This is a genomic window from Acetobacter fabarum, assembly GCF_011516925.1.
Lineage (GTDB): Bacteria > Pseudomonadota > Alphaproteobacteria > Acetobacterales > Acetobacteraceae > Acetobacter > Acetobacter fabarum.
The window spans coordinates 23,553-48,191 of record NZ_WOTG01000005.1; the positions used below are offsets into that span (position 1 = coordinate 23,553).

The window sequence follows — 24,639 nt, forward strand, 5'->3', positions numbered from 1 at the left end:
TGTACCTACGCCATGCATTTTGTCACTCAGATAAGGTTTTTTGGAGGCATTCGGCCGCAGGTGCCAGCAGGGCTTCCATCTGGCTGATACCAGAACGGGCCGCCTGTGCCGCGTCACGCTCGATCTGGCGATAAAGTGCCAGAACGGTTTTGCCTGTCTCGGTCAGGAATGCGCCACCACCCCCGCCAGGCCGGGTCATGACCAGCGGCTCCACAAAAAGCTGGTTCAGGTTATCCACCAAAAGCCACGTACGCCGGTAAGACATACCCATGGCACGCCCTGCCGCAGAAATAGAGCCAGTTTCGGCCAACTGCTCCAGCAGGCGAACCTTGCCATGCCCCAGAGCGGCACGTCCATCGGCATCAACCCGCAATGTCAGTCTCAGTCGGCCTGTCATGATCTCTGCTTTTCAGTCATAAGTAGCTCCGTGCAACACCACGCATAAAGAGCGGAACCTTGGTATGAACACTTCGCGCGCAGATACCATCTGGCGTTTGATGACGCCAGATGATCTTGCCCACGTTACAGCACTGGCTGGCAGTGTGCACCCTGACTACCCCGAAGATACAGATATTTTTGCCGAACGCCTGCGCCTTGCCCCCACAGGCTGCCTGAGCCTGATGCTGGACGGAATGTTAGCGGGCTACCTGATCAGCCACCCGTGGCGGGGGCTGCTTTCCCCCCCATTGAACACCCTGCTCGGTGCCCTGCCCGCTCCGGCGGACCGCTGGTATATTCATGATGTGGCCATAGCCCCGGCCGGGCGCGGCAGGGGCTATGCACAAATGGCCATTGCCCGGGCCGAAGAGGCCGCGCGCACAGCGGGCCTGAACACACTGACCCTGACATCCACCTGCCATGCCCTTCAGTTCTGGGCGCGGCAGGGGTTTGTGCCAGATGTGATCAGTGCGGAAGAACAGGCCATTCTGGCATCATACGACCCACAGGCCTGCCTGCTCTCCCGCCGTATCGGGTAGTTAGTCTTCGCCCTCGGCATCATGCTCGGGGGCGACCATCATGGCTTCAGCCACAACGCCTGCATGTTCACGCACCTTGCGCTCAATATCCGCCGCCATTTCCGGGTGATCACGCAGGAACTGCTTAGCGTTCTCACGCCCCTGACCAATACGCTGGCTGTCGTAGGAGAACCATGCGCCAGATTTTTCTACCACGCCGGCCTTCACACCAAGGTCGATGAGTTCCCCCACCTTGCTGATGCCTTCACCGTACATGATGTCAAACTCGACCTGACGGAAGGGCGGGGCCATCTTGTTTTTGACGACCTTGACGCGCGTCTGGTTGCCCGTGACCTCGTCCTTGTCCTTGATCGAGCCGATGCGGCGGATATCCAGACGGACAGAAGAATAGAACTTGAGCGCATTCCCGCCCGTTGTGGTTTCGGGGTTGCCGAACATCACACCGATTTTAAGGCGGATCTGGTTCAAAAAGATCATCAGCGTATTGGAACGTGCGACTGTGCCGGTCAGCTTACGCAAGGCCTGGCTCATCAGGCGGGCATGCAGGCCCACATGGCTGTCGCCCATATCGCCTTCAAGTTCGGCACGGGGCACAAGGGCAGCCACACTGTCCACCACCAGCACGTCAATCGCCCCTGACCGCACCAGGGTATCAGCAATTTCGAGCGCCTGTTCACCCGCATCAGGCTGGCTGATCAGCAGGTTATCAACATCCACGCCCAGTTTTTTAGCGTAGCCGGGGTCCAGCGCGTGTTCGGCATCAATAAATGCGCAGGTGCCGCCCCGTTTCTGCGCCTCTGCAATGGCGTGCAGCGCCAGCGTGGTTTTACCCGAGCTTTCCGGCCCGTAAATTTCCACCACACGGCCACGGGGCAGACCACCAATGCCCAGAGCAATATCCAGCCCGAGCGAGCCGGTGGAGATGACATCCGACTGTTCCTTGGGCCGCTGGCCCAGCCGCATGACGGACCCTTTGCCAAAAGCCCGTTCAATCTGCCCAAGAGCGCCTTCCAGCGCCTTTGCCTTATCCATTCTCTACCATTCCCTCAGCTTATGAGCCGAACAACCAGACCGGGCCCCCGCGTGACCCCGAGCCTGAAACCTGTTGGTTCAGGTTTAAAACCCCTGCCACAAACATTTTTGCTCCGCAACGCGCCGCCACGAAGGCTCAGGCCCCGGCACAAACCCCGTTAAGAATTTGGACCCGTTTTGTTCTATTATAGAACAAAAGAAAAACATAGCAAGGGCGGCATGCTGCTCCAGCACGCCACCCCTGATTTTTATAACGCCAGACCTAGTGCGCGACAGGGGTGCTCCCCACCGCAAGGCCGGCTCCTCTGGGGTCCGTCCAGCCAAAGCACCGGCCAGCCCCACCAGAAAGCCCACCAGGGCAGGACACAAAGTTGGCCCGCCCGTTGCCATTGGTCACCTGCGGGCGCACGCCTGCAACCGCTGCCTGCAAGGCAATGGCCGCCGTATCAGCCGCCACATTCTGCCCCGAGGCCGTAGCGGCCGCGCGGAAATCCGTGCCCTGATGCACAATACCCGCTGCCAGCAGGGGGAGCGGCCTTTGTGCGGGAGAAGCCCCCAGCACAATGCCGGTCGAACCTGCAATACGCCCTGTGCCGAACAGATTGTTCATGCTCAGTGCGCAGGCCACGGTCTGGCCCTGCCGGTCGGTCACAACAAAGGAGGTGGAGGCTGGCAGCGCAGGCAGCGCCCCGCCGGAGGAGAGGCTGCCAGAATTAAGCAGTGCCTGTGCATCGGCCACCATGGTCGCACTGCCCTTGCCGCTCTGGCGCGCCCGCCATGCCGCTACAACACGCTCCCCACCACGGCCACCGGCCATATAGGCCGCAGCCATGCCAACCCCGCCATCGGCTGGGGGAGGAAGAAAACTGATGTCCAGCCCACGGGCATGCACCGTAAGCGGGGGCTCGGCCACGGGAACATCCCCTCGCAGGTCGGCAGAGGACAGGCCACCACCCGCAGCCTGCGCCCCTTCAATAAAGGTCTGGGCCAGAGCGCCTGTGTACAGGTCACCCACCCCGGCAATGCGCATGCGCTCAAGTGCTCCCGCCAGACGGGTCTGCACCAGTATGTCATCTGCTGCCAGCACATGCCCGCTGTCGTTACCAAAAACGGCACGTGCCTTGTCATCCGCCAAAAGGGAGGACTGAACAGCCGCCAGATCCGCTGCCAGCAACCCTCCGACGGGCACCCCGCGGGAGGCCAGATTCCGCGCAGGCACAATAAGGTCTGCAAAATCCACGCTGCCATAACGCATCTGCATCAGGAACAGCCCACGCGCGAGCAGGGGCACGGATGCAGGCCGGTCTGCCTGTGCGTTGGTCTGGGCAGCACCCTGAGGCACAAAAACAAACGCCTGTCCCGCAGGCTCACCCGGACGCCATGCAAGGCAGGCCCCGCCCCCACCAAGGGAGGCGCGCGATGGCAGGGAAACCGAAAGCGCAAGCCCCAGTGCCGCAGCTGCGTCCGCCGCATTGCCACCCTTGGCCAGAATGTCCCGCGCGACCAGAGCCGCGCGCGGTTCATCCGCCGCCACAGCCCCGACAAACCCGCTGACAACCGGCTGGTTCACGTGGTCATCCGCCCCCCCACAGGCCGCCAGTGTGCTGGTCAGGGCAAGAGCAAGCGCTGCCGCGCGGGCACGACCGGGCAAGCCGGTGCGGGGCAGGACAGAACGGTGTTTGTTGAATCGGGCAGCCACGCCTAGCGCTCTCCACTTCTGGGCCCGTCCGGCGGGCAGACGTTTTTGTACTTTAATCTCATAGCTGGATTACCCTGCTTTGGGGCTATCAGCAACACAACTTGCGTGGCACCTTTGTTGCAGAACACTCTGTGTATTCCCTTGCCCCAAGCGGGCGGGCACCGTAGCGTCCTGTTTTACGGATAAGGACACCATGCAAAAACTGATCTCATCTTTCTATCGTCTGACAGCCTCAGGCGCTCTGGCAACCCTGCTTGCACTGGGCGGCCAGACAGCCGCACATGCTGCAACCGATGGCAGCTTTACCCCCGCCCAGCGGGCCGAGATTGTCTCGATCGTACGCAATGCGCTTAAAACCGACCCCACAATCCTGACCGATGCCGTGGCAGCCATGCAGAGCAAGGCATCAGAGCAGAAGGCGACATCCGCACTGGATGTTGTCCGCCACAACAAGGCGCAGTTTGGCAACAGCACAAGCGACATTGTTCTGGGCAACCCCCACGGCAAGCTGAGCATTGTCGAGTTTTATGACCCGCGCTGCCCTTACTGCCGCAAGGTGCTGCCAGACCTTGATGCACTGGTTGCCGCTGAACCGGACCTGAAGCTGGTGGAAAAGGTCATTCCCGTACTGGGGCCGAACAGTGTGCTGGATTCCCAGGCTATTGTGGCCGCCGGTTTGCAGAATGCCTACAAGCCGTTCCAGCAGGCTCTTATGGCCGACACCTCCGCCCCCGGCATGGAACGTATCCGCCATGCAGCGGCACTGGCCGGGCTGGATGCGGACCGGCTGGTAAAGGACATGAAAAGCCCCGCCGTAGCCACAGCACTGGCACAGAACGTAGCCCTTGCCCGCTCGATTGATCTGGATGGCACGCCTACCTTTATTATTGGCGAACAGCAGATTATTCCCGGCGCGGTCTCTCTGGACGACCTGAAAGCTGCGGTTGAAAAGCTGAAGCAGGCGCACTAACCGCCATAGGCACACCATCCGGGCATACCTGTGCCCGGATGGTAATACCACCTTTTTATGACACAGACTTTTTACCAAACTTTCATATTAATTTTATAGACTTCACTTTTTTAAAACCTGTTTGAAATGGACGGATTTGCAGTTCTCTCCCGCAATCCGTCAACACGGCGGCCAGCGGAGCGACACAAAACTGTCACTTTACCCTTCGCAAAAACTGGCACTACGCTCAAAAACCCTTTTATTTTAACCAAAAAATAGACAAATGACCCTGCCGCAAACATTCGACCAGCACAGCATGGGTTCCCTCGCGCAAGACGGATTCAGACTCAGCCCGACAGAATCCGGAAGTGCCGTCATGGAGATTTTTAAAAATCATCCAGACACCCATCATATTTGCATTATTAACGCCAGGAATATTCCCGTTGGCGTGGTGGAAAGGCAAAAGTTCCTTTCCCTTATGTCCAGTCCGTTTTCATACGCCCTGTATCACAAACGCCCTGTTACACTGCTGATGGATGATAGCCCACTTATGGTGGAGGCCAGAACGCCCATTCTGGATTTTACAAAAAAGATTCTGAACAACAAAATATCCGACATTAACAAATCTTTTATAATTACACATAACCAGTGCTACGTTGGCACGGCCACTCCGTTTGACCTTATGCGGATGTCCTACCTCCACAGCAATCGTATTTCAGATACACTCCAGACCAGAACCATAACGCTGCATGAAACACTGCATAAAATCCAGACCGCAACCCATTCGATCAGTGCGGAATCCCGCAGCCTGAGGGATGAGTCCGAAAACCTTTCGGAGCGGAACCGCACGCAAAACCAGCATTTGCAGGAATCTGACAAACGCATAAAATCAACCATAGAAAAAACCCAAGACCAGAATATAAAAATGGAAGAATCCAGAAATTATATTCAACATGCGTCCACCAGCATACGGGAATCATGCGTAAAAATTAACGACACCATAGAAAAATTCAAAAAAATATCGGAAGCATCAGAAGATATTGGTAAAATTCTTAATATCATGAAAAGCATTTCTTCCCAGATCAATATTCTGGGGATCAATGCAACCATAGAAGCCTCCAAGGCTGGCAGCTATGGTGCTGGCTTTGGTGTAGTTGCGCAGGAAATCCGTAGCCTGTCACACATGACATCGGAATCTCTGCTCCGCACCAGAACACTTATCTCCTACTTGCAGGATTCCATACATACCTGCTCCGGCTCCATGTGCGACAACTCCCAGACACTGGCCGGCATTATTCACCACGTTGAAAAAATAAAGCGTTCCTTTAAAGAGTTTGAAGAAACCGCACTGGTGCAAAAAGAAGAAATTAACCAACTGCACCAGATTATGCAGAAACTCAATGTCTCCACCGCCCAGAATAACGAAACAGTGCATAACACCAACGCGATCTGCGACAATCTGTTCATCAATGTTTCAGAACTGGCGCAAATGACAAGTAACATGCACAGCCTGCCAGCACATTATAACCTGCAATAAAAAACCCTCCATTTTCATGGAGGGTTTTTAAACAGTTCAGACCAGAACAGGGCCGGTTCTGCCTCAGGCTACGTTTTCGACCTTTTGCGCAACCGGCTGGGGAATAACCCCTTCCTCGCGCAGAAGATGTGCAAGTGCGCGCACCATATCGTCCATCATCTCATCCGTATGGAAGGGTCCGGGCGTCAGGCGCAGGCGCTCGGTGCCTTCGGGCACGGTCGGGTAGTTGATCGGCGTTGCATAATGGCCAAACTCCACCAGAAGACGGCGGCAGATCCGCTTGCAGCGCTCGGCATCCCCAATGGGAATGGGCACAATATGGCTTGGCGTCATGGTAAAGGGCACACCGGCAGCCCGCAGGCGCTGGCGCATGGTATGCACACGCTCAAACAGGGACTCGCGCCGCCAGTTTTCTGCCCGCACCTTGCGCACGCTGGTCAGCGCCGCCCCCACCACGGATGGCGGCAGGGCTGTGGTGAAAATAAACCCCGATGCCGTTGAGCGCAGGAAGTCCACAATTTCGGCCGAAGCGGTAATGTAGCCCCCATGCACGCCAAAGCCCTTGGCCAGCGTGCCCTCAATAATGTCCACCTGATCGGCCACACCATCGCGCTGCGATACGCCGCCACCTTCCTGCCCGTACAGCCCTACGGCATGCACTTCGTCCAGATAGGTCAGGGCATTGTATTTTCTGGCCAGAGCACAGATCGCGCCAATGTCGGACATGTCTCCATCCATGGAGTACACGCTCTCAAACGCAATCAGCTTGGGGGCATCAGCCGGGGCTGCGGCCAGCTTGGCTTCAAGGTCCTGCAGGTCGTTATGTTCAAAAATAACGGTCTGGGAGCCACGCGCACCCTTGATGCCCGCAATCATGGAGGCATGGTTCAGGCGGTCGGAAAAACAGATCCAGCCGGGCATCGACGTCAGGATTGTCTGTAGGCTGGCCTGATTGGACACATAACCCGAAATAAAGAGCAGCCCGGCTTCCTTGCCATGCAGGGCGGCCAGTTCGGCTTCCAGCTGGTTATGCAGCGGGCTGGTGCCAGCAATATTGCGCGTGCCCCCCGCTCCTGCGCCATGCTCGCGAATGGCGGCAATGGCGGCATCCTGCACTTCGGGCACTACACCCATGCCCAGATAGTCGTTTGTGGACCAGACGATAACCTCACGCCCTTCGGGCATGTTGGCCACGTATTCCTCATACAGGGGAAAGCGTTCTGCCTGACGCGCAAGTGGCGTAAAGGTTCTGTAACGCCCCTGCTGCTTGATCCGCCCCAGCGCTTCCTCACAGTGTTCGTAAAATGGATGCCGGGCGTTCTTGATCGCTCCCACGCTTGTTTTCTCCTCGCTTCTCGTCAGAAACGGTCGGGGCATGGGCTTACCCATCGGCCGTCTGGCCTTTTGTCTTCGTACTTTTGCGTTTCGGTTCGGTAACCTATCGCACATACACCCGTATGGTGGGCTTCGTCACCGACGAATCCGGCATAGCGGACATTTCCACCTGTGCTTCGGGCGCGCCTGCGTCCACCAGTTCCTGCATAATGGCGTGTCCGTCATGCTGGACAAGCTCCTGCAAGGCGGTCTGTTCCGCCTCCTGCCCGGCCTGTGGTGGCACCAGACAGCTTACAACAAAGAGCACTTCCTTTTTACGCGCAAGAGCCTTGTGCGCAATCTGGTCCACCGGCGCCTTCCATTCCGCCTGTGGCGTGCCCGCCACCAGCTCAATCAGGGGCGGCACGGGTGGCGGACCGGGAGGAGGAGGGGGAATATACGGTTTGGGCTCAACGCTGGCGGAAGGGTCAAACGTTCTCTGGTCCAGCGGTTTGCACCCGACCATGCCCGCCAGCAGGCAGACCGAGAGCGCCGCCCCAACAGCGCGCCCCCCTTTTGCGGCATGAAAAACAGACAGCATGACCGGACCACTCTCCACTTGAAACAAGGCAGCGCACCAGACGCACGTATTTTACAAGGTATCCGCCCCTTCTTTCGCGCTCCCACGCGCCCGGCGCAAGCCCTTACGCCTGTAACCCGGCTGCAAAACGCGTATTCGACCGCCAAACTGCCTCTTGCGGGTACCGTTTGCTCTCTGGTTAACTACCCAGCGGCACCGGGCGGGTTGCACGGGGCACTTCTGTACTGCACTCCCTTGGGCAAAACACAGGGCTGATGGCCGGCACATCTTCCACAGACCACACCATACCACACGCCTCCCACACGCAGGACGCCCTTGTGCTGCGTATGGACAAGGCAGCCCGCGCGCTTCTGGCCTCCGCCACCACGGAAGAGGACACCCGGACCGAACTCCAGACCATGTGCCTGCCCATGACAGCGCTATGGTGCCGCATTCTCCGCTTTGACCCCGCAATGCCCACATGGCCGGACAGGGACCGCTGCGTAGTACCCTCTTCCGCCATGCTGCCCCTGCTGGCCGCCATGTTACGCCTGACTGCCCCCGTCGGCGCGCAGGAATTAAGCCCAACGCTGGAATATGGCCAGCACCCGGCCGTGGAAATTGCCACAGGCCCAGCGGGGCAGGGCATGGCTGCGGCGGCCGGTATGGCGCTGGCCGAACAGCATCTGGCCAAACGCTATGGCCGCTCCCTTGTAAACCACCGCACATGGGTGCTGGCGCGTGACAGTGATCTGGCCACAGGTGTTGCGCTGGAAGCCGCACAACTGGCCAGCCGCTTTGGCCTGAACCGCATGGCCGTACTTGTCTGCCCCTCCCCTCTGACCGACCCGGCTGATTTTTCGGACTCACTGGCCCGGTTTGGGGCATCGGGGTGGAGTGTGCGCAAAGTGCGTGCCCATGACCTTGGTGGCATTATGGCAGCGCTACAGGCCACGCTGCGGGCCAGAAAACCGACCCTTGTTGCCTGTATGCCCGAATGCTGCGCCACCCTGCCCGACCTGCCAGCGGAGGAGGAGCTGACCGGCCCATGGAGCCCCACCGCCCGGCGTGGTGGCTCCATCCGCCGCTCCTGGCTGCGCAGGCTGGCCCAGCACCGCGCCCGTGCGGATTTTGAGCGTGAACAGTCCGGCAAGGCCCGCCAGACCATGCGGGAGGACTGGGGGCGGCTCTGGCGCCAGACCATGCGCGCAGCCCCCGATGGCTCATCCCAGCAGGCAGCCTTTGCCGGGCTGCGCTCACTGGCAATACTCCGGCAGGATGTGGCCATTCTGGCCGCCACCTCCAGCACCAGAAGTTCACGCCGGGCCAACCTGCCCATCCCCTTCAGCAATACCGCGCAACCTTGTGGCATACAGGAGCATGGCATGGCGGGCATGCTCAACGGCATGGCCCGCCACGGGGGTATTCTGCCCTGCGGCGTAGCCGGGATGATGACCATTGACCGCATGCGCTCGGCTTTGCGCATGACGGCACTCATGCGCAGCAAGGTGCTCTACCTGCTAACCGATGACGGGCTGGCCCTGAGCGATAACGGCGGCGGCTGGCAACCTGTGGAACAGCTAGCCAGCCTGCGCGCCATGCCGCATCTGGCCGTTTTCCGCCCGGCCTGTGCCGATGAAACCTTTGCCTGCTGGCAGGCTGCCCTGAACTGGCCGCAAGGCCCGGCCCTGCTGATCCTGTGCCCACACCCCCCACCGCCACGCGCAGCCCGGCGGGCCGGGCATTACGGCGGCCCATCCCATGGCGGCTACCTTATAAGCTGTGGTGCGGGGGAGCGGCACGTCACGCTCATGGCATCCGGCCCCGAGGTTGCCATTGCCACGCAGGCAGGGCAGCATCTGGCCGAGCAGGGGCTGAACGTGGCTGTTGTTTCCATCCCCTGCTGGGAGGTTTTTGCACAGCAGCCAGCCGCCTACCGCACAGCCGTGCTGGGGCAGGAGGGTTTGCGCGTGGGAATAGAAGCCGCAAGCAGCTTTGGCTGGGAACGCTGGCTGGGAGCAGATGGAATTTTCGTTGGCATGGATGATTTTGGCATATCCGCCCCTGCCAACGCGGTGTATGAACGCTTTGGCATTACAGCTGGAGCGATCTGCGAGAAAGTGCTTGCACGTTTTCTTGCATCTGGAGCGCAAAAGGACTCGTCCCCTACCGCCCCACCCCCGTCCCGGCTGGAAGCCCTGGACATGTCACTAACGATAACAAGATCATAAAAAGTACGGAGACACATCCCATGGCAGTCAAAATCGCCATCAATGGCTTTGGTCGTATCGGTCGCCTTGTGCTGCGCGGCATTATTGAAAGCGGACGCACCGACGTTGTGCCCGTAGCCATTAACGATCTGGGCAGCGTTGAAGATAACGCCCACCTCCTGAGCTATGACAGCGTGCACGGCCGCCTGCCTGCGGACGTTCGGGTGGAAAACGGCAAGCTGGTCATTTCCGCCAATGGCCGCACATGGGACCCGATTACCGTTTCCGCCGAGCGTGACCCCTCCAAGGTACCGTTTGCAGGCGTGGACGTGGCCATGGAATGTACCGGGCTGTTCACCACCAAGGAAAAAGCAGGCCTGCTGCTGGCTGCTGGTGCACGCAAGGTTATTGTCTCCGCCCCGGCAACGGATGTGGATGCAACCATCGTCTTCGGCGTGAATGAAGATGTGCTGACATCGGATATGACCGTCATCTCCAATGCCTCGTGCACCACCAACTGCCTGGCCCCCATTGCCAAGGTGATGGAAGACGCCTTTGGCATCGAACGTGGCTACATGGTGACCATCCACTCCTACACCGGCGACCAGCGCACGGTGGACACGCTGCACAAGGACCTGCGCCGCGCCCGTGCCGCAGGCATGAACATGATCCCCACCTCCACAGGGGCAGCCCGCGCCGTGGGTCTGGTTCTGCCGCAGCTCAAGGGCAAGCTGGATGGCACGGCCATCCGTGTGCCTACGGCCAATGTTTCCGTCGTCTCGCTCGACTTCGTGCCCAAAACGGCTCCCGGCAGCGTGGAAGAGGTCAACAACGCGATCAAGGCCGTTGTGGACTCCGGCAAAATGAAGAACGCACTGGCCTATAACGAAGCCCCTCTGGTCAGCTCCGACTTCAACCACGCCATTGCCTCCTCCACCTTTGATGCCACGCAGACCGCACTGGTCGATGGCGGCAAGCTGGTGCGCGTGTGCTCCTGGTATGACAACGAGTGGGGCTTCTCCAACCGTATGTCCGATACGGCAGCCCTGTTTGGATCGCTCTAATGGCTACCAATCTCCCCTTTGCCACGCTGGATACGCTGGACCCCAAGGGCAAGCGCATCCTGCTCCGCGTGGATCTGAACGTCCCCATGAAGGACGGACAGGTTACCGATCAGACCCGCATTGAGCGGGTCGTTCCCACCATTCGGGAACTGGCGGAAAAAGGCGGGCGGGTTATTCTGCTCAGCCATTTTGACCGGCCCAAGGGCCAGGTTGTACCGGCCATGTCGCTCAAACCCATTGCCACGGCACTGGCCACGGCACTGGGTCGCCCGGTCAGTTTTGCCCATGACTGCATTGGGCCTGAAACAGAAGCCGCAACCCGCACCATGAATGACGGGGACGTTCTGCTGCTGGAAAACACCCGCTTCCAGCCCGGTGAAGAACGTAATGACGCAGAACTTTCCGCAGCACTTGCCAATCTGGGCGATGTGTATGTGAACGATGCGTTCTCCGCCGCACACCGCGCCCATGCCTCCACGGCCGGGATTGCCACCCATCTGCCATCCTTTGGTGGCCGACTGATGGAAGCGGAGCTGCAGGCCCTGTACGCAGCACTGGAAAACCCCGAACGCCCCGTGGGGGCCATTGTGGGCGGAGCCAAGATTTCCACCAAGCTCCAGCTGCTCGAAAACCTGCTGGACAAGGTGGACATGCTGGCTATTGGCGGCGCCATGGCCAACACGTTTCTGGCAGCTCAGGGCCTGAGCGTTGGCAAATCGCTCAAGGAAGAGGACATGCTGGACACGGCCCGCCTGATTATGGCGCAGGCCAAAGCCAAGAACTGCGACCTGATCCTGCCGGTTGACATGATCATCTCCGAAGACTTCATGGCAGGAGCCCCCACCAGCACCGTGCCATCCAACGCCATTCCCGATGGCTGGATGGCGCTTGATGTGGGGCCGGAAACGGTCAAGCTGCTCAACAGCAAGCTGGCAGGGCTTAAAACGCTGGTCTGGAACGGCCCGCTGGGCGTGTTTGAACTGCCTCCGTTTGATGAGGGCACAAATGCCGTGGCACAGGAAGCTGGCCGACTGACCAAGGCTGGCCAGCTGAAAACCGTTGCCGGTGGGGGGGATACCGTATCCGCCCTGCGCCATGCGGGTGTGCTGCATGACATGACCTATGTCTCGACCGCTGGTGGCGCTTTTCTGGAATGGCTTGAAGGCAAGATTCTGCCGGGCCTGACCGCAATCAGCACCACGCTGGAAAAAACCCTGCCGATCTAACGCGCAGGACCAGACCATATCAGGCGCTTGTGGCTTACTTTGTAACCCGCAAGCGCCTGATCTCATTTTAAAACCCACAGACAACCTTAGTGCGGCAAAGCCTCGCCAGCATTGTCGTGTGTCTGGCCAAACAGCGGCATGTTTTTGGCCAGAGAAACCGAACCCTCGGCTGTAAAATGGTCCGCATCGAATAAAACCGGCACGTTGTTGTTGACCGTTGTCAGGCACACAGTGCCGGGGCAAAGAATGTTGTACACCGATACATATTCAATGCCTGTTCCCTTCAGCCGGGCGGCAAGCATCTGGTCCCGTTTTTTCCGGTCCTGCAGAATGTGGTTGAAAACCAGATCCATATTGTTTTTTACCATCGCCCGCACAAGCAGCAATGGCAGAGGTTGGTCGTATTCCGGGCTTGGGCCAAGCACAATAACGCGGTCTGTATACTTCCTGAGCATCTGTGCTGTTTTAACAATGTTGTTAAAATCGTGCTCCAGCCAGTTTGCTGAAAGAATAATGCCATCCAGATGATGAGACGGCACAAAATCTTCAAAAATATAGTGCAGGAGAGCACCACACTGGCCGCCATTTTTGCCCAGAACAGGCTCACAGCTTGGCGCTGTTGCCTGCAGAAAATGGATGTTGGGGTAACTCTGCTGCAACCCGTACCAGCGGTCTGCCGCATGGCTATCCCCCAGAACCAGATAGTTCGGCTGACCTGCCTGTACATCCAGGCAATGTGCGGCCTTATATGCCTCAATATCTTCGGTCTTCCGGTCAATAAAGCATGTGCCAGTCCGCATTGTAGTCGGCTTGTATGCCATATAGGACATGACCTTCTGCTCAGCAGGGCTGTAATGCCATAGTGTTGCATTAAGCCTGCTGCTTGCAAAAGCCAGAAGCACCATGAGCACCATAACGCCCCCCATGACGCCTATTGTGCTTTTGGCGGATAAGCAGAATGGCCTTGTGCGGAATGGCTGCTCAATAAACCGCCATGACAGAACAGAGACCCCAAAAGCAGCCCCCAGCAGCAACGGGATTGTCCAGAAATTGGGTCTGTCGTACATGGAAAAAAAGACCCATATCGGCCAGTGCCACAGGTATAACGAGTAGGAAACAAGGCCAATAAACCGCAACGGCCTGTAGGAAAGGGCAGAAGCAACAACCGTGCGCTGCTGGCTACCAGAATACAGGACTAAAGCTGCCCCCAGACATGGCCCCAAAGCCCCCGGTCCGGGAAAGAGCGATTTGTTGTTAAGCGCGAACAGACTGGCCAGAATAAAAACAAGACCAACAGCCCCAGAACTTTCCAACACAAGCTTTGTCACCCGGCTTCTGGCCAGAACAGCTGGCTGCGTGGCAAGCATGACAACAGACCCCAGTAGAAACTCCCACGCCCTGTATTGCGGCAGGTAGAATGTTGCGGGTTTATCGTAAAAAACCTCGACCAGGCAGGCAGAAAAACTTAACGCCAGAAGAGATAAAATTATGAATTTTAAAGGTATTTTTAGAACTTTTTTGGAAAAATAGATCAAAAAAGGAATAACTATATAAAACTGCTCCTCAACAGAGAGTGACCATGTATGCAAAAGGGGGTTAGCCTGCAAAGAGGAATCAAAATAGCTGCTCTGGCTATAGAAAAAAATGTTCGATGCAAAAAGTATGGACCACAGGATTCCACGACTTGTATTATAAACCTCCGGTGGCGTTTGCGTGAGTGTGGACACACCAAAGCAGACCACCAGAACTGAAAACAGCGCAGGCAATATTCTGCGAATTCTACGGTTATAGAAATCAAGAATATCAAACCGCCCCTGCTCCACCGCATCGTTGATGTGCCGGGTAATCAAAAAACCGGAAATAACAAAAAAAACATCAACCCCGGCAAACCCGCCGTTAAAGGGATGCTTAAGTCCATAATGGAAGAAAACAACAGGAAGAATTGCAAGCGCGCGCAGGCCGTCAATATCACTTCTATAACGCATCATACGACGTTCATATTCCTCAGCCATGCGTAAAAAGGAGGGTTTTTATGCTCGCTTCCTGCACCCTCCCTCTCCTTACAACAAAAATCCGGTTTTATTCGGTGTCGGCATAACCCTGGTGCCCAGCGGCCCTAATCCGAGCCGTCTGGCAGGGTAAGCGGAACAGATCGGGGGCGGCCATATGTTTGCATGAGCAACACGCCAGCCATAACCACCGCCCCACCCACCAGTGTTGTCAGGGCGGGCACTTCATGCGTCATGACATAAGCCAGAATCAGCGTTGTTGGAGCCAGCAGAAACAAAAAGCCCGAAGAACGCGCGACACCGACCGCACCCACAACATGCGCCCATGCCGCATACCCCAGAACAGCGGGGAAAACACCAAGCAGAATGACCAGAAACCACGGCCAGCCCCCTTGCCCCTGCAAGGCCGTAAGGCCTGCGGGCAACCAGGGGGCCAGCACAACAGCACCAATCAGCAATATCCATGCCGTGGATGCCAGTGCGCCATAGCGTGCCACAAGTGGCCTTTGCAGCAGAAGGTACAGGGCCGAACAAAACGCAGCCGCCAGCACATCGGTCGCCCCCGAACCAAAGGTAAAACCGCCCGGCAGGCCACTGCCAATCAGCACAATCCCGCTAAAACTTATAACGGAACCAACCCACCCCCATAACGGCAGGGATTCCCCCAGAAACACCACAGCCACAAAAGCAGACATAAACGGCGCAAAATTAACCAAAAGGCTTGTTGCCCCAGCAGAAACACTCTGCTCGCCCGTGTTGAACAAAATATTATACAGGGCAATACCCACAGCCCCGCACAGTAAAAAACGCGGGACATCACGCAGTTGAGGGCACACTGGCCGCCGCACACACAACCACCCGGCCACAATAACGGCGGCTACAGCGTACCGTAATGCGGCAAGGGGGATGGGAGGCACGTAAACAAGCGCCATTCGCACAAGCGGATATGCGCTTGCCCAGGACAAAATAGCCGCACACACCGCCAGAAAAGGCACCTTGCGCGTTGCGTATCCTCCATGTGTCATGCACGGCTCTTTTTTAATGATGCAGGGCTACTCCCTGCGCAAAACCTGATCGGTCAGGAACGCGGCAATCCGCCCTGCGACAAAATCCTGTTTAAGGGCGGCTTCATCATACTCGGTGTTCAGCCATTCCATGAACGGGATGCGCCCCTCCGCCTGTGCCTGATAACGCAGGAAAAACGCATCCAGAATTCCCGTGCGAGAACCACGGAAATGACCAAACCGCCACGAAAGCTCCCGCAGGGCCTGTGCCGCACTCCCGCCTTCAAACATCACCACCAGAGCAGATGCCAGCCCGGCTCGGTCTGCACCGGACTTGCAGTGCATCAGCATAGGGAATTGCAATGTGCTGTACATCTGTGCAAAGCGCAGAATACGGTCCTTGTGCGGAGCACCCCTGCTCTCAAACGCCATATCCAGATGGGTCAGGCCGATCTGTGCAGCAGCATTGCGGGAGAGGGCATCCGAGCCACACTGCCTGTGCCCACGCAGGTTGACCAGCGTGCGCAGGCCCAGCCTGCTGACAGCCCGCCGCAAACGGGCAGGGGTGGGGTGGTTACACCGGTACACCTTACCCGGAATAACCGCATGAAAATTGGTCCAGACCAGACGGAGGATAGCATGATCAACAAACAGGCTATCCGTCCATGCTCTGGCACGGCCGGTCTGGGAAGAAAGATGGCCGTTAAACACAAAACCCCCTCATGTCTCATGCAGCAGCATGCTGGCTTTCCATGTTCCACCTCCGGCCCCACACGTCAATAATCCCCCGCTGCCCCGTGCATGCGCCCTGAACAGAAAAACCCCGGCAGGGGTTACTCCTGCCGGGGCTTCATTTATTCCTGCCAGACCAAACCAGGCAGGCCGAACCTGTAGGATCAGATCTTGCGTTCGATCTGCAATTCCTTGATCCGGCCAATGGCCTTGGCCGGGTTCAGCCCCTTGGGGCAGGTCTGGGTGCAGTTCATGATCGTACGGCAGGCGTAGAGCTTGAACGTATCTTCCAGTGAATCAAGGCGTTCACCGGTATGTTCGTCGCGGCTGTCTGCAATCCAGCGATATGCGGCAAGCAGCACGGCCGGGCCAAGATACTTGTCCCCATTCCACCAGTAGGACGGGCAGGACGTGGTGCAGCAGAAGCACAGAATGCATTCCCACATACCGTCCAGCTTACCACGTTCCTCAATGCTCTGGCGGCGTTCACCATCCGGCGGAGGAGCGCTGTCTGCCTGCATCCAGGGCTGGATGGAGCGCAACTGCGCATAAGCCCCATCCAGGTTGGACACCAGATCCTTGACAATAGGCATATGGGGCAGCGGGTAAATCCGCACGTCACCCTCAATGCTTTTGATCGGCTTAAGGCATGCCAGTGTGTTTTCGCCATCAATATTCATGGCGCAGGACCCACAGATCCCTTCGCGGCAGGAGCGCCGGAATGTCAGTGTGGGGTCCACTTCATTCTTGATGTGGATAATGGCATCAAGCACCATTGGCCCAAAGGTATCCAGATCAAGCTCGTAAGAGTCTATGACCGGGTTTTTACCGTCATCAGGGGACCAGCGGTACACCTTGAAGGTTTTGACATTTTTTGCGCCGGCCGGAGCGGGAAAGGTTTTGCCTTTCCCTACGGTGCTGTTACGCGGCAGTCTGAGTTCGACCATGTTCGCCTCCCTTTGCCCTGCGGATCAGTAAACGCGCTTTTTGGGTGGGAAAACCTCGACATCGTCGGTCAGGGTTTTCATATGTACCGGACGGTAGGTCAGCTTGACGCCGCCCTTGTCATCCAGCCACGAAACGGAATGTTTGAGCCATTCCTTGTCATCACGATCGGGGAAGTCATCGCGGGCATGCGCGCCACGGCTTTCGTGCCGGGCCAGACCACTTTCCAGCGTGGCTGTTGCATTGGCCAGCAGGTTTTCAAACTCCAGCGCTTCCATCAGGTCACTGTTCCAGATCAGTGAGCTATCGGAAACGGAGATGTCACCCAGACCACTCCAGATATCACGGATCTTGTCCACGCCTTCCTGCAGGCTTTCCTGCGTACGGAACACGGCGGCATGGGCCTGCATATCCCGCTGGAGGCGGTCACGCATGGCGGAAACCTTGGTCCCGCCCTTGGCGTAACGCAGCTTGTCCAGACGATCGAGAGCAAACTCGCCAGCCCCAGCGGGGAGCGGGCGCACAAAGTCGCTCGGCTTGACGACCTCTGCCGCACGGCGGGCCGCCGCACGACCAAACACGATCAGGTCGAGCAGGGAGTTGGTGCCAAGACGGTTTGCACCGTGCACGGACACACACGCGGCCTCGCCCACAGCCATCAGGCCCGGCACCACCGCATCGGGGTTGTCCGCTGTGGGGCGCACCACTTCGCCGTGAATATTGGTGGGAATACCACCCATATTGTAATGCACGGTCGGCAGAACCGGCACGGGTTCTTTGGTTACGTCCACACCGGCAAAAATACGCGATGTTTCCAGAATACCCGGCAGGCGTTCATGCAGCAGGTCGGAGCCCAGATGCTCCAGATGCATCATGATGTGGTCTTTTTTGGGACCACAGCCACGCCCTTCCTTGATCTCGATCGTCATGGCGCGGGACACCACATCGCGCGAGGCCAGATCCTTGGCGGTAGGAGCATAACGCTCCATAAAGCGCTCACCCTCGGAGTTGGTCAGGTAGCCACCTTCACCACGGCACCCTTCGGTCAGCAGGCAACCTGCGGGGTAGATACCCGTGGGATGGAACTGCACAAACTCCATATCCTGCGTCGGCAGGCCGGCACGCATGACCATGCCGTTACCATCACCCGTACAGGTATGGGCGGATGTGCAGGACTGGTAGGCACGGCCATAACCGCCCGTAGCCAGCACCACCATTTTGGCATTGAAGCGATGGATCGTGCCATCGTCCTGGCACCAGGCCATAACGCCACGGCAGGCACCTTCATCATCCATAATCAGGTCGATGGCGAAGTATTCGACAAAGAACTCAACATTATGTTTGAGGCACTGCTGGTACAGCGTGTGCAGAATGGCATGGCCCGTGCGGTCGGCGGCAGCGCATGCGCGGGGCACCGGAGCCTTGCCAAAGTCGCTCATATGGCCGCCAAAGGGGCGCTGGTAGATCTTGCCTTCTTCCGTGCGGGAGAAGGGAACACCAAAATGTTCCAGTTCCTGCACAGCGGGCACGGCCTCACGCACCATGAACTCGATGGCGTCCTGGTCGCCCAGCCAGTCAGACCCCTTTACGGTGTCATACATATGCCAGCGCCAGTTATCCTCGGCCATGTTGCCAAGGGAGGCACCAATACCACCCTGTGCGGCCACCGTGTGGCTGCGGGTGGGGAAAACCTTGGTAATGCACGCAGTACTCAGGCCCGCGGCCCCCATACCCAGCGTTGCACGCAGGCCCGAACCACCTGCACCCACGACCACAACATCGTATGCGTGATCAACAATCCGGTAAGCTCCCCGAGAAGGAGAGGAATTGGCATTCATCGTGACGGCGCTCCCATATGCGTTCGGCCTGTCAGTCGTTCAGGTTCATGCCGCCGCGTATCCGACCTGTTCCGTCGGCGGCACAAGGCTCTTTATCTATGTGGGCAGGTGCCCGGCTTACTTGCCGGAACCGCTCCGCACCACCAGCTTGATCACGGCAAATACGCCAAGCAGCCCCATAAGGGACGTGCCAATCTTGACCAGCAGGCGGGTAGGCAGGTGCGCCTTGCCGTGCACGTAGTCATCCACAATAACCTGCAGGCCAACCTGCGCATGGTAGAAGGTGGTAATGATCAGTGCTGCCAGCATGGTGGCGTTAACGGGCTTGCCGCCCCATTTAACCACCTCGGCGTGGTCTGCCCCGCCAAGGCGGAACATCTGCACAACAAACCATGTGGAAAGCGGCAGCAGGCTGGCGGCGGAAACACGCTCGGCCCACCAGTGGCTTACACCCGAATGCCCCGCACCCAGACCGCGCGCACGGCCAAGCTGGGAGCGCATGACTTCAATATGTGGAACAGAAGCGTTCATGTCAGGATACCTTCCCGGCTTTGGCGCGTTTGCTTCTGCGGCAACCCGCCACAGCAAGCAGGGCGACGGCCAGCACGGTGCTTACACCGGCTGTAACACCCACCGCCACTGGGCCATCCTTGTTCAGCTCTTCCTTGTCGTAGCGGTATCCTGCATCCCAGATGAGATGCCGGATGCCACCGACCGTGTGGTAAACGACCGAAGCCAGCCACCCTACCAGCACAAGCTGGCCTAGCGGGTTGCCCGTTACCTTACGCGCCGTAGCATAGGCTTTTGGCCCCTTGGCCGCAGCGCCAAGCCAAAAAACGCCAAGCGCGGCACCGGCCGTGGCGACCACTCCCGTGATTCGATTTGAAATGGAAAGAACCATGGAAAGCCGGTAACGGTACACCTGCAAGTGCGGCGACATGGGCCGCTGGATCAGTGTGCCGTCACTTCGGCTCCCTACATAGAGGGCCTTACGGATATCCTGCATTGTCAGCCTCGTACCCCGTGTCTATCCCTGAGCGCTGGTTGCATCCAGCGTTTTGCATCGTTTTTGTCCTACGCCCCGTGCCTCGGCCCGGTCAATTCAACGGATCAACACGAGACCGAGAGGGGCAGGATTCTCACTCAGGCGTGTCTGGGCAGCAGATCAAGTGCGATCATGGTTTCAGCGATCTGAACCGCGTTCAAAGCCGCACCTTTCCGCAGATTATCGGACACGCACCAGAACGCCAGACCATGCGGCACGGTCGGGTCGACACGAAGGCGTGACACATAGGTTGCATCTTCCCCCACGCACTCGAGCGGGGTCACGTACCCGCCATCTTCGCGCTGGTCGAGCAGGACAACCCCTTCGGACTCCCGCAGGGCCGCACGGGCGCGCTCAAGGTCCACAGGCTCGGCAAACTCGGCAATAACGGCTTCGGAATGACCGACAAACACCGGAACACGCACGCAGGTTGCCAGCACTTCCACGTCCGGATCGAGAATTTTTTTGGTCTCGACTCGCATCTTCCATTCTTCCTTGGTCGCACCGTCATCCATAAAACGGTCGATCTGGGGAATGCAGTTGAACGCGATCTGCTTCTGGAACTGCTCGATCTTGGGCGGGTCGTTCACAAAGCTGCCACGGGTCTGGGAGAACAGCTCGTCCATGCCATCCTTCCCCGCGCCGGATACGGCCTGATACGTGGAGACCACCACCCGCTTGAGGGTAAACAGGTCATGCAGGGGCTTGAGAGCCACCACCATCTGAATGGTCGAGCAGTTGGGGTTGGCAATAATGTTGCGCTTCATGTCCTTGAGCGCCAGCGGGTTAACCTCGGGCACCACCAGCGGCACATCCGGCTCCATGCGGAAGTGGGATGTGTTGTCGATCACAACGCAGCCAGCCTTGGCGGCGATGGGCGCATATTTGGCGGACACAGACCCACCGGGGGAGAACAACCCGACATCCCAGCCCTTGAAATCAAAGGTTTCAAGGTTCTGGACTTTCAGAACGCGATCCCCGAACGAGACTTCACGCCCAGCAGAACGCGGGGAGGCCAGTGCGACAATCTCATCCACCGGGAATTCCCGTTCGGCCAGTGTCTTGAGGATTTCCCGCCCCACCGCACCTGTCGCGCCTACAACAGCAACCCGATAACCCATAATCCACCTTTGATTCAGAGCACGTTAGAAACCAGAAAAACGCACCCCCGCACGGGGGCCGTTCAATCGCGCGAACCCTAGACCATTCCGGCAGCAAATGGAATTGCTCGCCCCAAAGCTTTCCCACCCACCACTCCGACAAATGGCGGGCAGGGCGGAATACGGCCCGCGCGGATGACAAGCCGCTCAGGACATTACGAGAAATGACACCTGAGACTTATTTATAAAGTGCAATAATGAAAAAAATATTTTTATATCCTGCGGGAAAGGTTTCTTTGACGCATATCAATGCAACCTTTTTCAGATATGGTTGTCATATCAAACAGAAGAAGTTGTGGAGGACGACCGTTTTTCTACCCTGCCATCCCGGTCCCTCCTCACCCCATACAGAATGCATTGGGAAAAGAACGTGACCGTTAAAATTGCCATCCTGAAGGAAACGCAGCCCGACGAACGCCGGGTTGCCATGATTCCCGCGGTAGCACAGCGCATAGCCAAGCTTGGGGCAAATCTTGTTCTGGAGCAGGGAGCGGGCAGTGCTGCAACCTACACGGACGATGCCTATACAAAGGCAGAAGTAACGCAGGAGCCCGATACCGGGAAACTGGTTGCCGATGCGGATATTGTGCTCTCCGTCCAGCCTCCATCGGTCGAGACCGTCAAACAGATGAAGCCCGGCGCCCTGCTGGTTTCCTTCATTTACGCCCAGACACAGCCTGATCTGGTCAAGGCGCTGCGCGATGGCAAGATCACCACGTTTGCCATGGAGCTTATTCCGCGCATCAGCCGTGCGCAGGCCATGGATGCGCTGTCCAGCCAGGCAGCTCTTGCAGGGTACTATGCGCCCCTGCTGGGCAGCGTGCATATGCAGAAAATCCTGCCCATGATGACCACCGCCGTTGGCTCGCTGCGTGCGGCTCGCGTGCTGGTCATGGGGCTGGGGGTTGCGGGCCTGCAGGCACTGGCCACCGCACACCGCCTTGGCGCTGTGTGCGAAGGCTACGACGTACGCCCCGAAACCAAGGAAGAAGCAGAATCCGTTGGCGCCAAGTTCGTGGATACGGGCATTGATGCACGCGGCGCAGGCGGTTACGCCCGTGAGCTGACAGCAGATGAAAAAGCCAAGGTCCGGGCGACCCTTTCGCAGCATATTGCACAGGCCGACCTGATCATTACCACAGCAGCCGTCCCCGGCCGCAAGGCCCCCCGCCTGATTGACGCCGAACAGCTTGCCGGCATGAAGGAAGGCTCCGTTGTGGTGGACATGGGCGCACCTAACGGTGGGAACTGTGAAGGCACCAAAGCGGGCGAAACCATTAAGGTTGGTCCCGTGGTCATGGTTGGGCCAACCAACCTGCCCTCCAGCCTGGCAGCACAGGCGAGCGAGCTCTACGCCAAGAACATTTACAACCTGCTCGAACAGGTTCTGCATGATGGTGTGCTCAAGCCCGATTTTACAGACGAAGTCATAACCGGCACCACCCTGACCCATGATGGCAAGATTACCAATGCCGCCATCCAGAAGGTCATCGAAGGCACACCAGCGGAGAAAGCATGATGGATTCCGTAACATCCATGACCTTCATTATCGCCCTCTACATCTTCATGCTGGCCGCGTTTACCGGCTACGTGGTGATTAGCCGGGTGCCCTCCATCCTGCATACGCCCCTTATGTCCGGCTCCAACTTCATTCACGGTATTGTGGTGGTTGGTGCGCTTGATGCGCTGTTCAACGCTACCACGCTCACCGGGCAGATCATCGGGTTTGTTGGCGTTTTTCTGGGCGCAGGGAACGTTATGGGCGGCTACGTCGTGACCGACCGCATGCTGGCCATGTTCCGCCCGAGCCAGAAGCAGACCACAGAGAAAAAAGGCCAGCAGTAACATGTTTATCGAATACATTGTTGGCCTGAGCGGACTGATTGCCGCAGGCCTGTTCATTTACGGGCTGAAGGCCATGTCCTCCCCCGTAACCGCCGTATCGGGCATTGTGACCGCAGGTTACGGTATGGTGTTTGTGGTTGGGGCCACATTCCTCAACCTGTTCAATGTCAGCCCCGATGCGCGCCCGCACCTGCTGGTCAATGTTGCGCTGGCTGTTGTGGCCCTGCTGCTGGGCTGCCTGTGGACCGGCTGGCGTGGCCGCACGGTGCAGATGACCGCCATGCCGCAGATGGTCGCCATCTTTAACGGCATGGGGGGTGGCTCTGCGGCATCCCTTGCTGCGGTCAGCCTTCTGTCCGACCATGCCACGTCCGGCCTGCACCTGAGCGTTACCATCGTGGGTGCGCTTATTGGCTGTATCTCCTTTACCGGCTCGATCATTGCATGGGCCAAGCTTGACGGGCGTATGAGGAAACCCGTGCGCTTTGGCGGACAGCGGATTTTCAATGCCGCCCTGTTCCTGATCTCGCTCGTCCTCGGTGCGCTGACAGTCATGCAGTATGGCACGCCAGAAGGTGTTCTGCCCGGTATTCTGTTCTTTGGTGCGGCCCTGCTGTTTGGTGTCTGCATGACCCTGCCCATTGGTGGGGCAGACATGCCGGTTGTGATCTCGCTCTACAACGCCTTTACCGGTCTGGCCGTGGGCCTTGAAGGCTACGTGATGGGCAACCCCGCCCTGATGATTGCCGGCATGGTTGTTGGCTCGGCTGGCACGCTGCTGACCGCCCTGATGGCAAAAGCCATGAACCGCTCGCTCACCAACGTGCTGTTCAGCAACTTTGGGGATACGGCAAGCTCCGCCAAAGGCCCCGAAGGGGAAATGAAATCTGCCGACCCGTCGGATGCAGCCACCTCCATGCGCTATGCATCCAGCGTGATTATTGTGCCCGGCTATGGTCTGGCCGTGGCACAGGCACAGCAGAAGCTGTACGAGTTTGTTAAAATGCTTGTGGCTGATGGTGTGGATGTCAAATTTGCCATTCATCCCGTGGCAGGCCGCATGCCGGGGCACATGAACGTGCTGCTGGCCGAAGCTGGCGTTCCATACGACATGATTTACGATATGGACGATATTAACGACAGCTTTGCCACCACCGACGTTGCCCTGATTATTGGTGCGAACGACGTGGTCAACCCCGAAGCCCTGACCGATAAATCCTCCCCCATTTATGGCATGCCTATCCTGAACGCTTACAAATCGCGTCAGGTCTTTGTCATCAAACGTGGGTCCGGCACGGGGTATTCCGGGGTGCAGAACCCGCTCTTCTTCCAGAAGAACTGCACCATGGTCTTTGGGGATGCACAGGCCGTGCTCTCCAAAATGGTCGAAGCCGTCAAGGCGCTCGGCACCGCCTAACGGCAAACGGGAGGGAACCAGACGGTCCCTCCCGTTTTTTTTGTTTGCAACAAAAG

At 58.1% G+C, this 24,639-nt stretch carries 22 protein-coding genes; 9 read left to right on the forward strand and 13 right to left on the reverse strand.

Features of this window, described 5'->3' with window-relative positions; all coding sequences use genetic code 11:
- Positions 1-22 precede the first annotated feature (22 nt).
- Positions 23-397 carry a winged helix-turn-helix domain-containing protein gene (locus tag GOB83_RS07955; RefSeq protein ID WP_086646897.1) on the reverse strand — a complete coding sequence of 125 codons (375 nt, stop codon included), beginning with the start codon at positions 395-397 and terminating at the stop codon, positions 23-25.
- A 64-nt stretch (positions 398-461) separates the two neighbouring features.
- On the opposite strand from GOB83_RS07955, the gene GOB83_RS07960 reads away from it, so the two are divergent.
- Positions 462-977: a GNAT family N-acetyltransferase gene (locus GOB83_RS07960; protein ID WP_165925716.1), complete on the forward strand. Its 516-nt coding sequence runs from the start codon at positions 462-464 to the stop codon at positions 975-977.
- On the opposite strand, the gene recA is transcribed toward GOB83_RS07960, so the two are convergent.
- Positions 978-2,009, reverse strand: coding sequence for a recombinase RecA (gene recA / locus GOB83_RS07965; RefSeq protein WP_095349508.1), 1,032 nt, complete (start codon positions 2,007-2,009; stop codon positions 978-980). It abuts the gene before it with no gap.
- Between the two features lie 262 nt (positions 2,010-2,271).
- Positions 2,272-3,708, reverse strand: a complete 1,437-nt coding sequence (locus GOB83_RS07970; protein ID WP_086646900.1) for a gamma-glutamyltransferase — start codon at positions 3,706-3,708, stop codon at positions 2,272-2,274.
- Positions 3,709-3,901: 193 nt separating this feature from the next.
- Here GOB83_RS07970 and GOB83_RS07975 point away from each other — a divergent pair, with 193 nt between their 5' ends.
- Both GOB83_RS07975 and GOB83_RS07980 read left to right on the forward strand, forming a co-directional pair.
- Positions 3,902-4,678 carry a DsbA family protein gene (locus GOB83_RS07975; protein ID WP_086646901.1) on the forward strand — a complete coding sequence of 259 codons (777 nt, stop codon included), beginning with the start codon at positions 3,902-3,904 and terminating at the stop codon, positions 4,676-4,678.
- A 355-nt stretch (positions 4,679-5,033) separates the two neighbouring features.
- On the forward strand, positions 5,034-6,194 hold the full coding sequence (locus GOB83_RS07980; protein ID WP_206752411.1) for a methyl-accepting chemotaxis protein: 1,161 nt from the start codon (positions 5,034-5,036) through the stop codon (positions 6,192-6,194).
- A 63-nt stretch (positions 6,195-6,257) separates the two neighbouring features.
- Here GOB83_RS07980 and hemA read toward each other — a convergent pair whose 3' ends face one another.
- Positions 6,258-7,571, reverse strand: a complete 1,314-nt coding sequence (hemA, locus tag GOB83_RS07985; protein ID WP_095349529.1) for a 5-aminolevulinate synthase — start codon at positions 7,569-7,571, stop codon at positions 6,258-6,260.
- A 61-nt stretch (positions 7,572-7,632) separates the two neighbouring features.
- Positions 7,633-8,109 carry a hypothetical protein gene (locus tag GOB83_RS07990; RefSeq protein ID WP_086646903.1) on the reverse strand — a complete coding sequence of 159 codons (477 nt, stop codon included), beginning with the start codon at positions 8,107-8,109 and terminating at the stop codon, positions 7,633-7,635.
- A 254-nt stretch (positions 8,110-8,363) separates the two neighbouring features.
- Between GOB83_RS07990 and GOB83_RS07995 the strand changes: the two genes are divergently transcribed.
- Genes GOB83_RS07995 through GOB83_RS08005 form a run of 3 tightly spaced genes read left to right on the forward strand, consistent with a single transcriptional unit; the run spans position 8,364 to position 12,588 of the window.
- Entirely contained in the window at positions 8,364-10,319 is a 1,956-nt protein-coding gene (locus GOB83_RS07995) for a transketolase-like TK C-terminal-containing protein (RefSeq protein ID WP_165925718.1), read from the forward strand.
- Between the two features lie 20 nt (positions 10,320-10,339).
- A complete protein-coding gene (gene gap, locus GOB83_RS08000) occupies positions 10,340-11,362 on the forward strand; it encodes a type I glyceraldehyde-3-phosphate dehydrogenase (protein WP_086646905.1) in 1,023 nt (340 codons plus the stop codon).
- On the forward strand, positions 11,362-12,588 hold the full coding sequence (locus GOB83_RS08005; protein WP_165925719.1) for a phosphoglycerate kinase: 1,227 nt from the start codon (positions 11,362-11,364) through the stop codon (positions 12,586-12,588). The genes gap and GOB83_RS08005 overlap by 1 nt, the downstream gene beginning before the upstream one ends.
- Positions 12,589-12,674: 86 nt before the next feature.
- On the opposite strand, the gene GOB83_RS08010 is transcribed toward GOB83_RS08005, so the two are convergent.
- The 8 genes from GOB83_RS08010 to GOB83_RS08045 form a co-directional block, all read right to left on the reverse strand.
- Positions 12,675-14,576: an acyltransferase family protein gene (locus tag GOB83_RS08010; protein WP_165925720.1), complete on the reverse strand. Its 1,902-nt coding sequence runs from the start codon at positions 14,574-14,576 to the stop codon at positions 12,675-12,677.
- A 128-nt stretch (positions 14,577-14,704) separates the two neighbouring features.
- Positions 14,705-15,622: a DMT family transporter gene (locus tag GOB83_RS08015; RefSeq protein ID WP_165925721.1), complete on the reverse strand. Its 918-nt coding sequence runs from the start codon at positions 15,620-15,622 to the stop codon at positions 14,705-14,707.
- Between the two features lie 27 nt (positions 15,623-15,649).
- Positions 15,650-16,312, reverse strand: a complete 663-nt coding sequence (locus GOB83_RS08020; protein ID WP_086646909.1) for a tyrosine-protein phosphatase — start codon at positions 16,310-16,312, stop codon at positions 15,650-15,652.
- A 185-nt stretch (positions 16,313-16,497) separates the two neighbouring features.
- Positions 16,498-17,280 (reverse strand): succinate dehydrogenase iron-sulfur subunit, encoded by a 783-nt coding sequence (locus GOB83_RS08025; protein ID WP_086646910.1) that lies wholly within the window; start codon positions 17,278-17,280, stop codon positions 16,498-16,500.
- A gap of 24 nt (positions 17,281-17,304) precedes the next feature.
- Positions 17,305-19,116: a succinate dehydrogenase flavoprotein subunit gene (gene sdhA, locus GOB83_RS08030; RefSeq protein ID WP_086646911.1), complete on the reverse strand. Its 1,812-nt coding sequence runs from the start codon at positions 19,114-19,116 to the stop codon at positions 17,305-17,307.
- 117 nt (positions 19,117-19,233) lie between these two features.
- Positions 19,234-19,647: a succinate dehydrogenase, hydrophobic membrane anchor protein gene (sdhD, locus tag GOB83_RS08035; RefSeq protein WP_086646912.1), complete on the reverse strand. Its 414-nt coding sequence runs from the start codon at positions 19,645-19,647 to the stop codon at positions 19,234-19,236.
- 1 nt (position 19,648) lies between these two features.
- Complete coding sequence (gene sdhC, locus GOB83_RS08040; RefSeq protein WP_086646913.1) at positions 19,649-20,122, reverse strand: succinate dehydrogenase, cytochrome b556 subunit; 474 nt, start codon at positions 20,120-20,122, stop codon at positions 19,649-19,651.
- 137 nt (positions 20,123-20,259) lie between these two features.
- Positions 20,260-21,282, reverse strand: a complete 1,023-nt coding sequence (locus tag GOB83_RS08045; protein WP_086646914.1) for an aspartate-semialdehyde dehydrogenase — start codon at positions 21,280-21,282, stop codon at positions 20,260-20,262.
- Between the two features lie 409 nt (positions 21,283-21,691).
- On the opposite strand from GOB83_RS08045, the gene GOB83_RS08050 reads away from it, so the two are divergent.
- Genes GOB83_RS08050 through GOB83_RS08060 form a run of 3 tightly spaced genes read left to right on the forward strand, consistent with a single transcriptional unit; the run spans position 21,692 to position 24,583 of the window.
- Entirely contained in the window at positions 21,692-22,840 is a 1,149-nt protein-coding gene (locus GOB83_RS08050) for an NAD(P) transhydrogenase subunit alpha (RefSeq protein WP_086646948.1), read from the forward strand.
- Positions 22,840-23,166, forward strand: coding sequence for an NAD(P) transhydrogenase subunit alpha (locus GOB83_RS08055; RefSeq protein ID WP_086646949.1), 327 nt, complete (start codon positions 22,840-22,842; stop codon positions 23,164-23,166). Before GOB83_RS08050 ends, GOB83_RS08055 begins: the two co-directional genes overlap by 1 nt.
- Position 23,167: 1 nt before the next feature.
- Positions 23,168-24,583: an NAD(P)(+) transhydrogenase (Re/Si-specific) subunit beta gene (locus GOB83_RS08060; protein ID WP_086646915.1), complete on the forward strand. Its 1,416-nt coding sequence runs from the start codon at positions 23,168-23,170 to the stop codon at positions 24,581-24,583.
- Positions 24,584-24,639: the final 56 nt, after the last annotated feature.

Excerpts from the sequence above, each read along its gene's own strand:
- GOB83_RS07955 (WP_086646897.1), bottom strand. The coding sequence starts at position 397 with ATGACAGGCCGACTGAGACTGACATTGCGGGTTGATGCCGATGGACGT.
- GOB83_RS07960 (WP_165925716.1), top strand. The coding sequence starts at position 462 with ATGAACACTTCGCGCGCAGATACCATCTGGCGTTTGATGACGCCAGAT.
- recA (WP_095349508.1), bottom strand. The coding sequence starts at position 2,009 with ATGGATAAGGCAAAGGCGCTGGAAGGCGCTCTTGGGCAGATTGAACGG.
- GOB83_RS07975 (WP_086646901.1), top strand. The coding sequence starts at position 3,902 with ATGCAAAAACTGATCTCATCTTTCTATCGTCTGACAGCCTCAGGCGCT.
- GOB83_RS07980 (WP_206752411.1), top strand. The coding sequence starts at position 5,034 with ATGGAGATTTTTAAAAATCATCCAGACACCCATCATATTTGCATTATT.
- hemA (WP_095349529.1), bottom strand. The coding sequence starts at position 7,571 with ATGCCCCGACCGTTTCTGACGAGAAGCGAGGAGAAAACAAGCGTGGGA.
- GOB83_RS07990 (WP_086646903.1), bottom strand. The coding sequence starts at position 8,109 with ATGCTGTCTGTTTTTCATGCCGCAAAAGGGGGGCGCGCTGTTGGGGCG.
- GOB83_RS07995 (WP_165925718.1), top strand. The coding sequence starts at position 8,364 with ATGGCCGGCACATCTTCCACAGACCACACCATACCACACGCCTCCCAC.
- gap (WP_086646905.1), top strand. The coding sequence starts at position 10,340 with ATGGCAGTCAAAATCGCCATCAATGGCTTTGGTCGTATCGGTCGCCTT.
- GOB83_RS08005 (WP_165925719.1), top strand. The coding sequence starts at position 11,362 with ATGGCTACCAATCTCCCCTTTGCCACGCTGGATACGCTGGACCCCAAG.
- GOB83_RS08010 (WP_165925720.1), bottom strand. The coding sequence starts at position 14,576 with ATGATGCGTTATAGAAGTGATATTGACGGCCTGCGCGCGCTTGCAATT.
- GOB83_RS08015 (WP_165925721.1), bottom strand. The coding sequence starts at position 15,622 with ATGACACATGGAGGATACGCAACGCGCAAGGTGCCTTTTCTGGCGGTG.
- GOB83_RS08025 (WP_086646910.1), bottom strand. The coding sequence starts at position 17,280 with ATGGTCGAACTCAGACTGCCGCGTAACAGCACCGTAGGGAAAGGCAAA.
- sdhA (WP_086646911.1), bottom strand. The coding sequence starts at position 19,116 with ATGAATGCCAATTCCTCTCCTTCTCGGGGAGCTTACCGGATTGTTGAT.
- sdhD (WP_086646912.1), bottom strand. The coding sequence starts at position 19,647 with ATGAACGCTTCTGTTCCACATATTGAAGTCATGCGCTCCCAGCTTGGC.
- sdhC (WP_086646913.1), bottom strand. The coding sequence starts at position 20,122 with ATGCAGGATATCCGTAAGGCCCTCTATGTAGGGAGCCGAAGTGACGGC.
- GOB83_RS08045 (WP_086646914.1), bottom strand. The coding sequence starts at position 21,282 with ATGGGTTATCGGGTTGCTGTTGTAGGCGCGACAGGTGCGGTGGGGCGG.
- GOB83_RS08055 (WP_086646949.1), top strand. The coding sequence starts at position 22,840 with ATGGATTCCGTAACATCCATGACCTTCATTATCGCCCTCTACATCTTC.
- GOB83_RS08060 (WP_086646915.1), top strand. The coding sequence starts at position 23,168 with ATGTTTATCGAATACATTGTTGGCCTGAGCGGACTGATTGCCGCAGGC.